Annotated in this window: 14 protein-coding genes and 2 pseudogenes; 11 read left to right on the forward strand and 5 right to left on the reverse strand. The window is 68.0% G+C overall.

Going from position 1 to position 16,402, the window contains the following annotated elements; all coding sequences use genetic code 11:
• The first annotated feature begins 19 nt into the window (after positions 1 to 19).
• Both ruvB and BN4346_RS36065 read left to right on the forward strand, forming a co-directional pair.
• Positions 20 to 1,081 (forward strand): Holliday junction branch migration DNA helicase RuvB, encoded by a 1,062-nt coding sequence (ruvB, locus tag BN4346_RS36060; RefSeq protein WP_067972862.1) that lies wholly within the window; start codon positions 20 to 22, stop codon positions 1,079 to 1,081.
• A gap of 61 nt (positions 1,082 to 1,142) precedes the next feature.
• Positions 1,143 to 1,382: a hypothetical protein gene (locus BN4346_RS36065; RefSeq protein ID WP_067972729.1), complete on the forward strand. Its 240-nt coding sequence runs from the start codon at positions 1,143 to 1,145 to the stop codon at positions 1,380 to 1,382.
• Positions 1,383 to 1,392: 10 nt separating this feature from the next.
• On the opposite strand, the gene gabT is transcribed toward BN4346_RS36065, so the two are convergent.
• The gene (gene gabT / locus BN4346_RS36070) at positions 1,393 to 2,748 is read right to left on the reverse strand and encodes a 4-aminobutyrate--2-oxoglutarate transaminase (protein ID WP_067972732.1); all 1,356 of its coding nucleotides are present in this window, start codon (positions 2,746 to 2,748) and stop codon (positions 1,393 to 1,395) included.
• A gap of 33 nt (positions 2,749 to 2,781) precedes the next feature.
• Entirely contained in the window at positions 2,782 to 3,102 is a 321-nt protein-coding gene (locus tag BN4346_RS36075; RefSeq protein ID WP_067972736.1) for a hypothetical protein, read from the reverse strand.
• 181 nt (positions 3,103 to 3,283) lie between these two features.
• On the opposite strand from BN4346_RS36075, the gene yajC reads away from it, so the two are divergent.
• The 6 genes and pseudogenes from yajC (at position 3,284) to BN4346_RS36110 (ending at position 11,764) form a co-directional block, all read left to right on the forward strand.
• Positions 3,284 to 3,592 carry a preprotein translocase subunit YajC gene (gene yajC, locus BN4346_RS36080; protein WP_067972741.1) on the forward strand — a complete coding sequence of 103 codons (309 nt, stop codon included), beginning with the start codon at positions 3,284 to 3,286 and terminating at the stop codon, positions 3,590 to 3,592.
• 249 nt (positions 3,593 to 3,841) lie between these two features.
• Positions 3,842 to 5,868, forward strand: a pseudogene (secD, locus tag BN4346_RS36090) (protein translocase subunit SecD).
• Between the two features lie 4 nt (positions 5,869 to 5,872).
• Entirely contained in the window at positions 5,873 to 7,186 is a 1,314-nt protein-coding gene (secF, locus tag BN4346_RS36095) for a protein translocase subunit SecF (protein ID WP_067972744.1), read from the forward strand.
• A 6-nt stretch (positions 7,187 to 7,192) separates the two neighbouring features.
• Complete coding sequence (locus tag BN4346_RS36100; RefSeq protein WP_067972747.1) at positions 7,193 to 8,851, forward strand: ABC transporter substrate-binding protein; 1,659 nt, start codon at positions 7,193 to 7,195, stop codon at positions 8,849 to 8,851.
• Positions 8,848 to 9,328: pseudogene (locus BN4346_RS36105) on the forward strand (adenine phosphoribosyltransferase). The gene BN4346_RS36100 and the pseudogene BN4346_RS36105 overlap by 4 nt, the downstream one beginning before the upstream one ends.
• Positions 9,329 to 9,439: 111 nt before the next feature.
• Positions 9,440 to 11,764 carry a RelA/SpoT family protein gene (locus tag BN4346_RS36110; RefSeq protein ID WP_067972749.1) on the forward strand — a complete coding sequence of 775 codons (2,325 nt, stop codon included), beginning with the start codon at positions 9,440 to 9,442 and terminating at the stop codon, positions 11,762 to 11,764.
• Positions 11,765 to 11,864: 100 nt separating this feature from the next.
• On the opposite strand, the gene BN4346_RS36115 is transcribed toward BN4346_RS36110, so the two are convergent.
• On the reverse strand, positions 11,865 to 12,761 hold the full coding sequence (locus BN4346_RS36115) for a peptidylprolyl isomerase (RefSeq protein WP_067972751.1): 897 nt from the start codon (positions 12,759 to 12,761) through the stop codon (positions 11,865 to 11,867).
• A gap of 109 nt (positions 12,762 to 12,870) precedes the next feature.
• Here BN4346_RS36115 and BN4346_RS36120 point away from each other — a divergent pair, with 109 nt between their 5' ends.
• The 3 genes from BN4346_RS36120 (at position 12,871) to BN4346_RS36130 (ending at position 15,440) form a co-directional block, all read left to right on the forward strand.
• Positions 12,871 to 13,548 (forward strand): MBL fold metallo-hydrolase, encoded by a 678-nt coding sequence (locus BN4346_RS36120; protein WP_067972754.1) that lies wholly within the window; start codon positions 12,871 to 12,873, stop codon positions 13,546 to 13,548.
• A complete protein-coding gene (hisS, locus tag BN4346_RS36125) occupies positions 13,545 to 14,810 on the forward strand; it encodes a histidine--tRNA ligase (protein WP_067972757.1) in 1,266 nt (421 codons plus the stop codon). Before BN4346_RS36120 ends, hisS begins: the two co-directional genes overlap by 4 nt.
• Positions 14,811 to 14,885: 75 nt before the next feature.
• The gene (locus BN4346_RS36130; RefSeq protein WP_067972759.1) at positions 14,886 to 15,440 is read left to right on the forward strand and encodes a hypothetical protein; all 555 of its coding nucleotides are present in this window, start codon (positions 14,886 to 14,888) and stop codon (positions 15,438 to 15,440) included.
• Positions 15,441 to 15,450: 10 nt separating this feature from the next.
• Here BN4346_RS36130 and BN4346_RS36135 read toward each other — a convergent pair whose 3' ends face one another.
• The gene (locus BN4346_RS36135) at positions 15,451 to 15,792 is read right to left on the reverse strand and encodes a gamma-glutamylcyclotransferase family protein (protein WP_067972762.1); all 342 of its coding nucleotides are present in this window, start codon (positions 15,790 to 15,792) and stop codon (positions 15,451 to 15,453) included.
• Entirely contained in the window at positions 15,789 to 16,325 is a 537-nt protein-coding gene (locus BN4346_RS36140) for a helix-turn-helix domain-containing protein (RefSeq protein ID WP_067972765.1), read from the reverse strand. Before BN4346_RS36140 ends, BN4346_RS36135 begins: the two co-directional genes overlap by 4 nt.
• Between the last annotated feature and the right edge of the window lie 77 nt (positions 16,326 to 16,402).

Here is a 16,402-nt window from a genome sequence, read left to right on the forward strand (position 1 = left end):
CGACGCAGGAGAGGCGAAGCTGGGACCGTCGCATGAACCCGGCGAACCCGAAGACCGCGAGGTGTCGCCGGCGCTGACCGTCGGCGAGGGCGACATTGACGCCGGTCTGCGTCCGCGCAGTCTGGCCGAGTTCATCGGCCAGCCCCGGGTGCGCGAGCAACTGCAACTGGTGATCGAGGGCGCCAAGAACCGCGGCGGCACACCCGATCACATCTTGCTGTCCGGCCCGCCGGGGCTGGGAAAAACGTCACTGGCGATGATCATCGCCAGTGAATTGGGTAGCTCGTTGCGGCTGACCTCCGGTCCGGCGCTGGAGCGTGCCGGTGATCTGGCCGCGATGCTGTCGAACCTGGTTGAGCATGACGTGCTGTTCATCGACGAGATCCACCGCATCGCCCGGCCGGCCGAGGAGATGCTCTACCTGGCGATGGAGGATTTCCGCGTCGACGTCGTCGTCGGGAAGGGGCCCGGTGCCACCTCTATTCCGCTGGAAGTGGCTCCGTTCACCCTGGTCGGTGCCACGACCAGATCAGGTGCGCTGACCGGCCCGCTGCGCGACCGGTTCGGGTTCACCGCCCACATGGACTTCTACGAACCGGCCGAGCTGCAGCGGGTGCTGGCCCGCTCGGCGAAGATCCTCGGGATCGAACTGGGCGCCGAGGCGGCGGCGGAGGTCGCGCGGCGCTCCCGTGGCACGCCCCGGATCGCCAACCGGCTGTTGCGCCGGGTGCGGGACTATGCCGAGGTGCGTGCCGACGGAGTGATCACCCGCGACGTCGCCAAAGCCGCACTGGCGGTCTACGACGTCGACGAGCTGGGCCTGGACCGGCTGGACCGCGCGGTGCTCTCGGCGCTGACCCGAAGCTTCGGCGGCGGGCCGGTAGGGGTCTCCACCCTGGCGGTTGCGGTAGGCGAGGAAGCTGCCACCGTCGAAGAGGTCTGCGAGCCGTTCCTGGTGCGCGCCGGAATGGTCGCCCGCACCCCCCGTGGCCGCGTTGCGACCCCGGCGGCGTGGACGCATCTGGGCATGGTGCCCCCAGCTGGCGCAGGCGGGCTGGGGCAACAGGGGCTGTTCGAGTAGGCAGACAGAGTTGTGAATGAGCGACGGCGCTTTGGACCGCCGCTCGGTAGGCTTTCGTCGCATGACGGAGGAGATGCGTGATTTTCGCAGCGAGATGCGTGATTTTCGTCAAGCGACTACCACCAGCTTCAACGCTATGCGAGAGGACCTAGTGGACATGCGAGAGGACCTGGCGGATCTGCGGCGCCACGTCGACGACGGATTCACTGGGATCGGGACACGCCTGGACACCACCGCAGCCGGCCTGGCGCACATTACAAAGTTGCTGACCAGTCTGATTGCCGAGAGCGAGACCGACTGAACCGTTCGGGCTAGAGTCTCGCCAGCTCGCCAGCCAGCACGTCCAGGCCCTCGGCCAGCAGCTCGTCGCTGATGGTCAGCGGCGGCAATAGCCGCACCACGTTGCCGAACGTCCCGCAGGTCAACACGATCACACCCGCCCGATGACACGCCGTCGCCAGGGCTGCGGTCAGGGCGGGGTCCGGCTCGCTCGTGTCGGGCTGTACCAGCTCGACGGCGATCATGGCGCCGCGGCCGCGGACATCGCCGATCCGGTTGTCGTCGGCCTGCAACCGGCCCAGCCGTTCGAAGATCAATCGCTCCATCTGGCGGGCCCGGCCCACCAGGTCGTCAGCCTCGACGGCGGCCAACGCCCCCAGCGCCGCCGCACAGGCCACCGGGTTGCCGCCGAACGTGCCACCCAGGCCGCTGACGTGCGGGGCGTCCATGATGTCGGCGCGGCCGGTGACGGCCGCCAGCGGCAACCCGCCACCGATTCCCTTGGCGGTGCAGATCAGGTCGGGCGCTATCCCGGCCGGGCCTTCATGGTCACAGGCGAACATCGCCCCGGTGCGGGCGAAACCGGACTGCACCTCATCGGCGATGAAGACGACATCGTTGTCGCGGCACCACGCCAGCAGCGCCGGCAGAAATCCCGGCGCCGGGACGATGAACCCGCCCTCGCCTTGGATCGGTTCGATGACCAGCGCGGCCAGATTGTGGGCACCGATCTGGCTCTCCAGGATGCCGATGGCCCGGTCGGCGGCTCGTTCCCCGTCGTTGCCCAGCTCCTTGTCGATCAGGCTGTCGCGGTAGGGATAGGACGCCGGCGCGCGGTAGATATCGGGCGCGAACGGGCCGAATCCGCTCTTGTACGGCATCGACTTGGCCGTCAGCGCCATCGTCAGGTTGGTGCGGCCGTGGTAGCCGTGGTCGAACGCCGCCACCGCGGTCTTGCGGGTGTAGGACCGGGCGATCTTGACGGCGTTCTCTAGGGCTTCGGCGCCGGAGTTGAGCAGCACCGATCGCTTTTCGAACTGGCCTGGAGTGATCCGGTTCAGTGCTTCGGCGACGGCCACATATCCCTCGTAGGGCGTCACCATAAAACAGGTGTGGGTGAACTCCGCGACCTGCTGCTCTACCGCGTCCACCACCCGGGGCGCTGCGTTTCCCACCGTGGTCACCGCGATCCCCGAGCCCAGGTCGATGAGCCGGTTACCGTCGACGTCTTCGACGATGCCACCGCCGGCCCGAGCCGCGTACACCGGCAGCGTGCTGCTCACCCCGCGTGCCACGGCCATCGCGCGGCGGCGCGCCAGCTGAACCGAGCCAGGTCCGGGGATCTCGGTGGCCAGGTGACGGCTCTGCAGCGGCGGCGGCACGGACATGGGGCGGGCCTCCTTAGCGGTCTTTGCCGCGGATCAGATCTGGCCGAGTGGCCGGCACGCGTTGCCGAAGGGCTGCCAGTATTCGCCGGGCGGGCAGTCCAGCGGGGTCGGGCCCTGTCCGAGCGGCATGCAGGTGTTGGTGCTGGGCTCCCAGTACTGACCGCCCGGGCAGGCGAGCGGGGTCGGGCCCTGTCCGAGCGGCATGCAGGTGTTGGTGCTGGGCTCCCAGTACTGACCGCCCGGGCAGGCCAGCGGCTCTGCCGATCCGATGGCGGGCATAGCGATCGCTCCCACTGCCAGGGGAGCCGCTGCCAAGGCAACGGCGGTCGCCAGACCACACGCGAAGTTCCTCATCGGCCAACCTTCCCTCGAGAATTCTGACCCCCCGTCACCGACAGCCTAGGGGGTGGACGGCGGTACCGATGCACGGTCGCCGGACACAGTGGCACACTGTTGTCATCACAGTGGCCCGCCACACCTCAGGTGGTCCGGTGCCAAAGAATCATTCGAACAAGTCGAAAGATCGGTTGTCGTCATGGAAAACATGGTTGCCTTCCTGCCGCTGCTCCTCGTCATGGGCGCCTTCATGTTCTTCGCCTCGCGGCGGCAGAAGCGCGCGATGCAGGCCACCATCGACCTGCACGAATCGCTGCGGGTGGGCGACCGGGTGCACACGACATCCGGGCTGCAGGGCACGATCACCCGCATCACCGACGACGACGTCGACTTGGAGATCTCGCAGGGTGTGGTGACCACCTGGTTGAAGCTGGCGGTGCGGGACAAGATCGAGCCCGAGGAGCTGACGGCCGAGGCGGCAGTCGAAGAGGCCGTCGAAGGCGCCTAGCGGCGATCGCGCGAGCGGCGGAGCCGGGCGAAGCGGGTCGTCGCCATCGACTCAGCGGCTCGCCGCCATCAGGCTAGCCAGCTGACACGCCCCGACGCGCGGAACGCCCGCCCAACGATCATCCCGGCCAGCCGGGCACGTACCCTTTTGCGGGTGCAGTGGTACTGATCGCTGCGGGCGGTCCGCGCATCGGCCAGCCCCGACGATCATGAGAGCGCATTGCGCAATGAGCGAAGGAGACTCAACAACGTGGCATCGCCTTCGGCGCCGGTGCACCCTGCCCGCAACCTGGCGGTGTTCCTGGCATTGCTCATCGGCGTCTACCTGCTGGTATTCCTGACCGGAAACAAGCTCGCCGAACCCAAACTCGGTATCGACCTGCAGGGCGGCACTCGTGTGACGCTCACCGCGCGCACCCCGGACGGCTCCAAGCCGACCCGTGACGCGCTCAACCAGGCGCAACAGATCATCAGCGCCCGGGTCAACGGACTCGGTGTGTCGGGCTCTGAGGTCATCATCGACGGCGACAACCTGGTCATCACGGTGCCGGGCAGCGACGGCAATGAGGCCCGCACCCTCGGCCAGACCGCTCGGCTCTACATCCGGCCGGTAATCAACGGTGTCTCGGTGCAGGAGGCTCAGGCAGCTGGCCGGATGCCCGGTCTCGGCGGTGGCGGCATGCCCGGCGTCCCGGGCTTGCCGCCCGGCGCCGGTGGTGGTGCGCCCGGTCTGCCTCCGGGCCTCGGCGGTGGCGGTGTTCCTGGCTTGCCTCCGGGCCTCGGTGGTGGCGGTGTTCCTGGTCTGCCTCCGGGCCTCGGTGGTGGCGGGCCGGGCTCGTTCGGGGGTAACGGGAACGGCGTGCCCCTTCCGCAGCAGCCGCTGACTCCGCCGGCCCAGCCGCGGCCACCTCGGCCAGCCCCGGCCCCGAAAACACCAGCGAGACGGCCACTCCCGGCGCCTCGACCGTTCCGGCGCCGAGTGCACCGGGATCGCCCGCCGAGTTGCCGGCTAACCCGGGCGCGCAGATGCCTGCCTTGCCGGGCCTTCCCGGACTGCCCGGTATGCCGGGCCTGCCCGGCCAGGGTGATCAGGCCCAGGGACTGGCGGCCCGTATCGCCGCCGAGAAGCGCTTGCGGCAGAGCGACAACAAGGTGGTTCAGGCGCTGGCCCTGCAGATCCAGGCCGGACGGTGCGACAAGGAAGACATCCTTGCCGGCAACGACGACCCCGACCTACCGTTGGTGACCTGCTCGCAGGACCACCAGACCGCGTACCTGCTCGCTCCGTCGATCATCAGCGGTGACCAGATCGCCGACGCCAGCTCGGGCATGGACCAGCGCAGCGGCGCCAACATCGTCCAGGTGCAGTTCAAGAGCGGCGCCGCTGACGTCTGGGCCGACTACACGGCCACCCACATCGGCACGCAGACCGCGTTCACGCTGGACTCGCAGGTGGTCAGTGCCCCGCAGATCCAGGAAGCCATCCCCGGTGGCCGCACCCAGATCACCGGTGGCTCACCGGGATTCACCCCGGAGGCCGCGCGCCAGCTGGCCAACGTCTTGAAGTACGGATCGCTGCCGCTGTCGTTTGAGGCCTCGGAAGCCGAAACCGTCTCGGCCACACTGGGAATGACCTCGCTGAAGGCGGGTCTGATCGCCGGTGCGATCGGCCTGGCCCTGGTGCTGGTCTACTCGCTGATCTACTACCGCGTACTCGGCGTGCTGACCGCGCTGTCACTGGTGGTGGCCGGAGCCATGGTGTACGCGATCCTGGTGTTGCTGGGCCGATACATCAACTACACGCTCGACCTGGCCGGTATCGCCGGCCTGATCATCGGTATCGGCACCACCGCAGACTCGTTCGTGGTGTTCTTCGAACGCATCAAGGACGAGATCCGGGAAGGCCGCTCGTTCCGCTCGGCGGTGCCACGCGGGTGGACGCGGGCCCGCAAGACGATTGTGTCCGGCAACGCGGTCACCTTCCTTGCGGCGGCGGTGCTCTACTTCCTGGCGGTCGGCCAGGTGAAGGGCTTCGCGTTCACCCTGGGGCTGACCACGATCCTCGACCTGGTGGTGGTGTTCCTGGTGACCTGGCCACTGGTCTACCTGGCGTCCAAGTCGCCGACGCTGGCCAAGCCGTCTTACAACGGCCTCGGCGCGGTTCAGCAGGTCGCACGGGAGCGGCGGGCGGTCGCCAAATCGGGAGGCGCAACGGGCGGCAAGTCCGGAACCAAAGCGCGCACGCGGGTAACCGCCCAGTCGACGGAACAGGGATAGCCAGATGGCCAAACCGAGCACCAGTAGTGGCACGAAGCGCGCGACGAAATCCGCGAAAAACGACGCCGCAGCCGTCGAGGTCACCAAGAGCCGGACCGCTGTAGATGAGGCCGCCCGCAAGAAGGCAACCTCCATCAAGGCGCCGAAGCACAGTTTCCTGTCGCGGCTCTACACCGGTACCGGCGCGTTCGAGGTTATCGGTAAGCGGCGGATGTGGTACGCGATCAGCGGCGCAATGGTCGCGATCGCGATCGTCAGCATCCTGGTCCGTGGCTTCACCTTCGGCATCGACTTCGCCGGCGGCACCAAGGTCTCGTTCCCGCGCGGCGACACCACCGTCACCCAGGTCGAAGAGGTGTTCCGCAAGAGCATCGGCAACAGTCCCGAGTCGGTTGTCGTGGTCGGCAACGGCAACTCGGCGACGGTGCAGATTCGGGCCGAGACGCTTACCAACGAGCAAACCGAGAAGCTCCGCGACGACCTCTTCGACGCCTTCCAGCCTGTCGGCCCCAACGGTGAGGCGAGCAAGCAGGCGATCAGTGACTCTGCGGTGTCGGAGACCTGGGGTGGGCAGATCACCAAAAAAGCCGTGATCGCCCTGGTGGTGTTCCTGCTGTTGGCGTCGCTGTACATCACCGTGCGCTACGAGTGGTTCATGACCATCTCGGCGATGATCTCGATGGTCTTCGATATTCTCGTGACCGCCGGGGTGTATTCGCTGGTCGGATTCGAGGTCACGCCGGCCACCGTCATCGGCCTGTTGACCATCCTCGGGTTCTCCATCTACGACACGGTCATCGTGTTCGACAAGGTCGAAGAGAACACCAGCGGCTTCGAGCACAAAACCCGCTACACCTATGCCGAACAAGCCAACCTGGCCATCAACCAGACCTTTATGCGGTCGATCAACACCAGCCTGATCTCGGCGTTGCCGATCATCTCGCTGATGGTGGTCGCCGTATGGCTGCTGGGTGTGGGAACGCTGCAGGACCTCGCGCTGGTGCAGTTGGTCGGTGTTGTCGTCGGCACCTATTCGTCGATCTACCTGGCCACACCGCTACTGGTCACCCTGCGCGAACGTACCCAGCTGGTGCAGAACCACACCCGCCGGGTGATGCGGCGCCGCAACGCCGCGGCCGGTTCGAAAGCGGCGCCGGCCGGCACCGAAGGCCCGGACGACTCCGAAGACACCGTTGCCGCTGGAGACGAGGGTGCGGTGGCGACGGCGCCGGGCCGTCCGGCGGCCGGCGCAAAGCCGGTCCGCCCCACCAGCCGGCGCAGCCAGGGTCCGACCGGCAAGCCGGGCGCTGGTCGGTAACCGGCGATGGCGGCCCGCTGTCGGCACGCTGCGACGTGGGTGGTGGCGATCGCCACCAGCCTCGGCGTCTGGTCGGTACCGGCGTGCACCAGTGCCACCGTCGATCAGATCGATTACGCCGTCGACGGCGGCCTGATCACCTACAACAGCACCACCGTGGCCGGTGCGGCGTCGGCGGGGCCCCAAGCCTTCTCGCGGACCCTGATCGGTTTCGGCTACCACGGGCCGGGCGGCCAGATCGTGACCGATCACGACTTCGGCAGCATCTCCGTGGTGGGCCGCGCCCCGCTGGTACTGGACTACCAGATCGCCGAGGCGGCGGTGTACTCCGACAACAAACCCATTACTTGTGACGATCTGGTGCTGGCATGGGCGGCCCAGTCCGGCCGCTTCCCGGGTTTCGATGCCGCAAGCCGAGCCGGCTACCTCGATATCGAGAACATCGAGTGCCAGCCCGGTGCCAAGAAGGCCCGGGTGTCGTTCTTTCCCGACCGCAACATCGTCGACTACGAGGAACTGTTCACCGCGACCTCGATGATGCCGTCGCACATCATCAGCGAGAAGCTCGGTGTGAACACCACCGAGGCTGTGCTGGGCAAGCTCGGGCCCGCCGATGAGGTCATCGGCAAGATCGCGCAGGCCTGGAACACCACCTGGCAGCTCGACCGCGGTGCTGACCTGCGGCACTTCCCGTCGTCGGGGCCCTACAAGATCGACGCGGTGCTCGACGGCGGCGCCGTGGTGCTGGTGGCCAACGACCTGTGGTGGGGCGCCAAGCCGGTCACCAAGCGGATCACGGTGTGGCCGCAGACCGCCGACATCGCCGACCGGGTCAACAAGCGCGTCATCGAGGTCGTCGACGTCGCGACCGGATCCGCCGGGTCGCTGATCACCCCGGATGACTACCAGAGCAGCGACAGCCCCTCGGGCGGTATCGAGCAGCTCATCTTCGCTCCGGCCGGCCCGCTGTCGGAGACTCCCGCGCGCCGGGCGGTGGCCCTGTGCACCCCGCGCGACGTCATCGCTCACGACGCGGGCGTGCCGGTGGTCAACTCCCGGCTCAACACCGCCATGGACGACGCCTTCGACCAGGCCGAGAACGTGCCCGAGGCCGAACAGTTCGCTCGGGCAAATCCCGACGCGGCTCGCGACGCGCTGGGCGGTAAACCCCTGACGGTGCGCATCGGCTACCGCGGCCCCAACACCCGGCTGGCCGCGGTGATCGGGGCGATCACCAGCGCGTGCGCCCCCGCGGGCATCACCGTCACCGAGGTGGCCTCCGACACCATCGGCCCACTCGCCCTGCGCGAAGGGCAGATCGACGTGTTGCTCGCCAGCACCGGGGGATCCACCGGCAGCGGGTCGAGCGGATCGTCGGTGGTGGACGCCTACGAGTTGTTCAGTGGCAACGGAAACAACCTGTCCGGTTACCGCAACGACCAGATCGACGGGATCATCTCCGCGCTGGCCGTCACCGCCGACCCGGCCGAGCTGGTCCGGCTGCTGGGGGAGAGCGCCCCGGTGCTGTGGGCCGACATGCCGACGCTGCCGCTGTACCGCCAGCAGCGCACCCTGCTGTCGTCGAAGAAGACCTACGGTGTCGCTGCCAACCCCACCCGGTGGGGCGCGGGCTGGAACATGGACCGCTGGGAGCTGCAACAGTGAACCAGGCCGGGCCTGCGGCAGGCGCCGGTCAGATCATCGCGTCGCTGATCCGCGAGGTGGCCGACTTTCCGGAGCCGGGAATCGCGTTCAAAGACCTGACCCCGGTCTTTGCCGACGCCCGGTATCGACGCACGGGGGTTTCTGCTGGCCGGGGCGGTCGCCGACCGGCTCGGGGTGGGCGCGCTGGCGGTCCGCAAGGGTGGCAAGCTGCCACCACCGGTGCTCTCGGAGCGTTATCAGCTCGAGTACGGAACCGCCGTGCTGGAGATTCCGGCAGACGGAATCGACGTGGCCGGTCGCCGGGTGGTCATCCTGGACGACGTGCTGGCCACCGGCGGTACCCTGGCCGCTACGCGGCGATTGTTGGATAGGGCGGGAGCCGAGGTGGTTGCGGCGGCGGTGGTGCTGGAGCTGGCGGGGCTGGGCGGACGCGCCGCCGTGGCACCGTTGCAGCTGGACAGCCTGCACCTGATTTAGTCGATATTCTCGTGGTCGGAGGTGAGCACAGTGGGCCCTGAACCAGGCTTAGCGCAAGGCTCCGAGCCGGGCTCCGACGCAGCTCGGTACAGCGCCGACGCCAGCCAGCCGGTGGCGGTGTCGGAGGCCATTGCCCAGGACTCGCCCGCCGAGCGCACCGATCTGTTGAAGGTCCCCACCAGCGCCTCCCGGCGGGTGCGGGCCCGGATTGCCCGGCGCATTACCGCCCAACGCGGCGCGCTGAGCCCGGTGCTGGAGCCGCTGGTGGCGGTGCACCGGCAGTACTACCCCAAAGCCAATCTGGCGCTGCTCCAACGCGCCTACGAGGTCGCCGAGCAGCGCCACGCCACGCAGCTGCGCCACTCGGGGGACCCCTACATCACCCACCCGGTGGCCGTTGCCACCATCCTGGCCGAGTTGGGCATGGACACCACCACGTTGGTGGCCGCGCTGCTGCACGACACCGTCGAGGACACCGGATACACGCTGACCGCGTTGGCCGCCGAGTTCGGCGACGAGGTCGCTCACCTGGTCGACGGGGTGACCAAGCTGGACAAGGTGGTGCTGGGCACTGCCGCCGAGGCCGAGACCATCCGCAAAATGGTCATCGCGATGGCGCGTGACCCTCGGGTGCTGGTGATCAAGGTCGCCGACCGGTTGCACAACATGCGCACCATCAGGTTCCTGGCGCCCGAAAAGCAGGCCCGCAAAGCGCGCGAGACGCTGGAAGTTATTGCGCCGCTGGCACATCGCCTCGGAATGGCCACCGTCAAATGGGAGCTCGAGGATCTGTCGTTCGCGATTCTGCACCCCAAGCGCTACGAGGAGATCGTGCGGCTGGTGGCCGACCGCGCGCCATCACGCGACACCTACCTGGCCAAGGTGCGTGCCGAGATCGTCAACACGCTGGCGAAGTCGAAGATCACCGCGACCGTGGAGGGCCGGCCCAAGCACTACTGGTCGATCTACCAGAAGATGATCGTGCGGGGCCGCGACTTCGACGACATCTACGACCTGGTGGGACTGCGGATTCTCTGCGACGAGATCCGGGACTGCTACGCCGCGGTCGGTGTCGTGCACTCGCTGTGGCAGCCGATGGCCGGCCGGTTCAAGGACTACATCGCCCAACCGCGCTACGGGGTCTACCAGTCGCTGCACACTACGGTGATCGGGCCGGAGGGCAAGCCACTGGAGATCCAGATCCGCACCCGGGAGATGCACCGCACCGCCGAATACGGCATCGCCGCGCACTGGCGCTACAAAGAGGCCAAGGGCCGCAACGGTGTTCCGCACCTCAACTCCGCCGCCGAGATCGATGACATGGCCTGGATGCGCCAGCTGCTGGACTGGCAGCGGGAGGCGGCGGACCCCGGTGAATTCCTCGAGTCGCTGCGCTATGACCTGGCGGTCAAAGAGATCTTCGTGTTCACCCCCAAGGGCGACGTGATCACGTTGCCCACCGGCTCCACGCCCGTCGACTTCGCCTACGCCGTGCACACCGAGGTCGGCCACCGCTGTATCGGTGCCCGGGTCAACGGCCGGCTGGTGGCGCTGGAGCGCAAGCTTGAAAACGGGGAAGTGGTCGAGGTTTTCACCTCGAAAGCGCAAAACGCCGGGCCGTCGCGGGACTGGCAACAGTTCGTGGTGTCGCCGCGGGCCAAGGCCAAGATCCGGCAGTGGTTCGCCAAGGAGCGCCGCGAGGAGGCGTTGGAGTCCGGCAAGGACGCGATGGCCCGGGAGGTGCGTCGAGCGGGGTTGCCGCTGCAGCGACTGGTCAACGGCGAATCGATGGCCGCGGTGGCCCGCGAACTGCACTACAGCGATGTGTCCGCGCTCTACACCGCGGTCGGCGAGAACCACATCTCGGCGCACCACGTCGTGCAGCGGCTGGTGGCTCAGCTCGGTGGGGTGGACCAGGCCGAGGATGATCTGGCCGAACGCTCCACCCCGCTGACCATTTCGCGCCGGGAGCGTCACACCGACGACGTCGGTGTGGCGGTTCCCGGCGCCACCGGGGTGCTGACCAAACTGGCCAAGTGCTGCACCCCGGTGCCGGGCGACGAGATCATGGGCTTCGTCACCCGCGGCGGCGGGGTGTCGGTACACCGCACCGACTGCACCAACGCCGACTCTCTGCGCCAGCAGGACGAACGGATCATCGAGGTCAAGTGGGCGCCGTCGCCTTCCTCGGTGTTCCTGGTCGCCATCCAGGTCGAGGCGCTGGATCGGCACCGGCTGCTGTCGGACATCACCAAGGTGCTCGCCGACGAGAAGGTCAACATCTTGTCGGCATCGGTCACTACGTCACGAGACCGGGTGGCGATCAGCCGGTTCACTTTCGAGATGGGCGACCCGAAGCATCTCGGCCACCTGCTCAACGTGGTCCGCAACGTCGAGGGCGTCTACGACGTCTATCGGGTGACCTCGGCGGCATAAGGGCTGCGCCGGGACGCCTGGACGTCACCGCGAGCGTGCACAGTTGCACGCCCGCCTCCGCCCGGCGTGTCGTGTGCAGACGCGCGCTCGCGGCTACCGGCTAGTCGGCCCGCACCGACTTGACGGTCACCTTGGTTGCCGGCGGCCCGTCGTCGCCGCCGCCCTGCACGCCGGCCGCGGCGATCTTGTCCAGGGTGGCCAGGCCGTCGTCCTGGATCTTGCCGAAGACCGTGTACTGCGGCGGCAGCATCGAATCCTTGTAGACCAGGAAGAACTGGCTGCCGTTGGTGCCGGGCCCGGCATTGGCCATCGCCACCGTGCCGCGCGGGTAGATGACCGGCTGCTGGGCCGCGGGATCACCCAAGGTGTACTGGTCGGTGGGGTATTCGTTGTCGAACTCGTAGCCCGGTCCGCCGGTGCCGTCGCCGGCGGGATCCCCGCACTGCAGCACGCTGAGCGTCGGCGATGTGGTCAGCCGGTGGCACTGGGTGCCCGAGAAGAAGTCCTTGGCCCCAAGGCTGATGAAACTATTCACGGTGCAGGGGGATTGGGCGTTGTTGAGCATCAATCCGATGGGACCCTGATCGGTCATCATCGAGACGCTGACCTCGGCCGGATCGGTCGGGACCTTGCCGGACCGGGGCGGCTCGACGGCCTTGGAGGCCGGGCGCGCCTTCGGGTACTGGCAGTCGGCGCCCAGCTGAGGCGATGCGGTGAACTTCGGTAGCTGCCCGGCGCTGCCGGTCGGCGCCCCGGAAGCGTCAGAGGAGTCTGCCGATTCCGAGGTGCTCGAGGCGGACGAGCCGCTCGCGTTGACGTTGCCCGGATCGTTGTCGCGCAGCACCACGAACACCACCCCGGCGATCAGCAATACCGCCGCCACGGCGCCGACGATCATCAGCAGCCGGCGCTGCTTGCGGGCTGCCTCGGCACGCTGCTGCACCTGTTGGTCCAGATTGCGCTTGGCGGCGGCACGCCGCTCTGAGTTCGTGGGCACCGGCGGTAACCTCCTGGCTCGCTGATTGAGTCGGGCCTCAAGTCTGCCAGAGCGCGCCGGCGCCGACCGCGTCACCGCCGGCCGGGCGGGTAATGGGAAACTGGTCGGCGTGTTGGTCACCGGATTCCCCGCTGGGATGCTGGCGTGCAACTGCTATGTGTTGGCGCAGCGGCAGGGCTCGGACGCCATCGTCGTCGACCCCGGGCAGCGCGCGATGGCCCGGCTGCGGCGGGTGCTTGACGAGAACCGGCTGACGCCGTCGGCGGTACTGCTCACGCACGGCCACATCGACCACATCTGGTCGGCGCAGAAGGTCTCCGACACCTACGGCTGCCCCACCTACATTCACCCCGAGGACCGCTTCATGCTCACCGACCCGCTGCGCTCGCTGGGCACGGTCCCCGGGCAGGCGTTGTTCGGAGTGTTGAGCAAGGCGATGTTCGCCGAGCCCAGGCAGCTGATCGAACTGGATCGTGACGGCGACAAAATCGGCTTGGGCGACACCACGGTCACCGTCGACCACACACCCGGCCACACCCGCGGATCGGTCGTCTTCCGGGTCGAGGGTGACGCTGCCGAAGTCGTGTTCAGCGGGGACACCCTGTTTCAGAACTCGGTCGGCCGTACCGACCTGCCCGGGGGAAGCGGCCGTGATCTGCTGACCTCGATCGTCGACAAGCTGCTGTGTCTTGACGACGGATGCGTGGTGCTGCCCGGCCACGGACCCAAGACCACTATTGGCGCGGAGCGCCGATACAACCCATTCCTAGAAGGGCTCAGTGCGTGAGCACGTTTGCCGCACCCAAAGGGGTGCCCGACTACATTCCGCCGGCCTCGGCCGGCTTCGTCGCCGTCCGCGACGGACTGCTGGCGGTCGCTCGCCGCGCCGGTTACGGCGACATCGAGCTGCCGATCTTCGAGGACACCGCCCTGTTCGCGCGCGGGGTGGGGGAGTCCACCGACGTGGTCTCCAAGGAGATGTACACGTTTGCCGATCGCGGGGATCGCTCGGTGACCCTGCGGCCCGAGGGCACCGCAGGCGTGATGCGCGCGGTGATCGAGCACGGTCTGGACCGCGGTCAGCTGCCGGCCAAGCTCTGCTATTCGGGGCCATTCTTCCGTTACGAGCGCCCACAGGCCGGGCGCTATCGGCAGCTGCAACAGGTCGGGGTCGAGGCGATCGGGGTGGACGACCCGGCGCTGGACGCCGAGGTGATCGCGGTCGCCGATGCGGGCTTCCGCTCCCTGGGCCTGGCCGGCTTCCGGCTGGAGATCACCTCGCTGGGCGACGACACCTGCCGCCCTGCCTATCGAGAGTTACTGCAGCAGTTCCTGTTCGGGCTTGACCTCGACGAGGAGACCCGCCAGCGCGCGCAGCTCAATCCACTGCGGGTGCTCGACGACAAGCGCCCGCACGTGCGTGAGATGACCGCTGACGCCCCGGTCATGCTCGATCACCTCTCCGATCCCGCCCGGACGCACTTCGACACCGTGCTGGCACACCTGAAAGCGCTCGGGGTGCCGTATGTGGTCAATCCGCGCATGGTGCGCGGCCTGGACTACTACACCAAGACCACCTTCGAATTCGTGCACGACGGGTTGGGTGCGCAGTCGGGGATCGGCGGTGGCGGCCGCTACGACGGGCTGATGCGTCAGCTCGGTGGACAGGACCTCTCGGGGATCGGCTTCGGCCTCGGCGTCGACCGCACGCTGCTCGCGCTGGCCGCCGAGGGCAAGACCGTGGGGCAGAGCACCCGGTGTGAGGTGTTCGGGGTGGGTCTGTCCGAGGCGGCCAAGCTGCGGCTCGCTGTGATCGGCGCGCAGTTGCGGGCCGCCGGGGTGCGGGTGGACCTGGCCTACGGGGACCGCGGCCTCAAGGGCGCGATGCGCGCCGCCGACCGCTCCGGGGCCGTCATCGCCTTGGTCGCCGGGGACCGCGACCTGGAGGCAGGCACCGTCGGCGTCAAGAACCTGGCCACCGGGGAACAGGTCGACGTGCCGATCGACGACGTTGTCGCCGAGGTGCGCACGCGGGTGAGCGGCGGCTGACAGCCGGGGCCGATGTGGCGTGAGGGGCAGCTACCGGACCTCGTCGGAGCCGGCCCTCCGGTAGCGTGGCGCGGTATGACGATCTTGCGGAACGTGACGGTCAAGTTCGGGACGGTGTTGCTGATGGCAGCCGCCGGAATGGCGGCCAGCCATGCGACGTCGCTTGCGGACCCGGAGACCAGCCCGGCATCGCCCACCGAGAATCCGGCGGCATCTCCCACCGAGAACGCGGCGCCGTCGCCGACGCCCACCCCGACGGAGAACGCGACCGAGCCGTCGGCCGACGCCCCGAAGAAGACCACGACCGGCGGCCACGAGGTCACCTACACCATCACCGCTACCAGTGATCTGACCGGCAACATTTCCTACATCAAGACCGACCCGCCCAGCATGGCTGCTTACAACGCCAACTCCTCGGAGTACCTCGAGACGGTCCGGGTGCCCATCGGTGGGGGACAGCCGGTGGTCTACACCACCACGCTGGCCGATCCGAGTCAGTGGGCGCTGGTCACCGCCAGCGGGGGGTTGCGGACCAACCCGGAATTCCACTGCGACATCGCGGTCGACGGCGAAGTGGTGGTGACGCAACAGGGCGGCAGCGGCGTGTCCTGCGCTACCCGGCCATGGTGACGGATCCGGCTCAGTCGGCGAACACGTACACCCAGGCTCGCGCACCCGAGCGCAGCGGCACCGAGATCCGCCGGTAGGCGTCGACCTCGTATTCGTCAGCGGCCGCCAGTTCGGCGGTGCTGATCGCGAACACCGTGCCAGGCACAGCTGCGTCCTGCGCGTCGGAAGGACGCAGGATCGGATGGCGGTCGCTGCCACTGACAGCCACCACGTGCGGATCGGTGATCGTCACGTAGTCAAGGTCATAGCCAACGATCGCGTCGGGCCGGCCGTCGAGTTCGCGCCCGAACGTGCTGCGTTGCACTTCCGGTAGCTGCAGGGTGCCGTAGGAGAACAGCAGCTCGCTGCTCACTGCGCGCCACCGTCGGCTGCGACGACGAGGACCTCGGCAGGTTGGGAGCCCACCGGGCGGAGGCGATGGCTGATCGAGGCATCGAAGTAGGCGCTGTCACCGGCGCTCAGCGTCAACGTCGCATCGCCGTACTCCAACTCGACGGTCCCGGTGTGCACGAAAAGGAACTCCTGGCCCTGATGAACCGGGTGCGGCGGATGACCGTCGCGATTGGTACTCCCGGTCGGACGAACCACAAAAGGGGACATCGTCTTTCCCAGCATGTTCGCGGCCATCGCTCGGTAGCGCTGCCGATCCCCGCTGCGGTCCGCGGCCCGGTCCACGGCGATCTTGTCCTCGGTGCCGCGCTCGGAGAACAGTTGGGCCACATCGACGTCCAGGGCCTGCGCCACCTTGATGGCCACCGCGATGGACGGCGTGCTGCGACTGCGTTCGATCTTGGACAGGTAGCTCTTGGTCAGCCCGGTCCGCTCGGCGAGGCCTTCGAGGGTAAGTCCTCGCTGCTTGCGGACGGCGCGCAGCAATTCCGTCATGCATCCATAATGGCATAGCGGATGACACAAGGTGTCCTATCGGCTAGGGTCGTGTCATCGACTTCCCGTCACCGAGG

The organism is Mycolicibacter icosiumassiliensis (assembly GCF_900078685.2).
Taxonomy (GTDB): domain Bacteria; phylum Actinomycetota; class Actinomycetes; order Mycobacteriales; family Mycobacteriaceae; genus Mycobacterium; species Mycobacterium icosiumassiliensis.

Bases quoted from the DNA above. Each gene is read 5' to 3' on its own strand.
- gabT (WP_067972732.1), bottom strand. From the start codon at position 2,748: ATGTCCGTGCCGCCGCCGCTGCAGAGCCGTCACCTGGCCACCGAGATC.
- BN4346_RS36065 (WP_067972729.1), top strand. From the start codon at position 1,143: ATGACGGAGGAGATGCGTGATTTTCGCAGCGAGATGCGTGATTTTCGT.
- BN4346_RS36130 (WP_067972759.1), top strand. From the start codon at position 14,886: ATGACGATCTTGCGGAACGTGACGGTCAAGTTCGGGACGGTGTTGCTG.
- yajC (WP_067972741.1), top strand. From the start codon at position 3,284: ATGGAAAACATGGTTGCCTTCCTGCCGCTGCTCCTCGTCATGGGCGCC.
- BN4346_RS36100 (WP_067972747.1), top strand. From the start codon at position 7,193: ATGGCGGCCCGCTGTCGGCACGCTGCGACGTGGGTGGTGGCGATCGCC.
- BN4346_RS36140 (WP_067972765.1), bottom strand. From the start codon at position 16,325: ATGACGGAATTGCTGCGCGCCGTCCGCAAGCAGCGAGGACTTACCCTC.
- BN4346_RS36075 (WP_067972736.1), bottom strand. From the start codon at position 3,102: ATGAGGAACTTCGCGTGTGGTCTGGCGACCGCCGTTGCCTTGGCAGCG.
- secF (WP_067972744.1), top strand. From the start codon at position 5,873: ATGGCCAAACCGAGCACCAGTAGTGGCACGAAGCGCGCGACGAAATCC.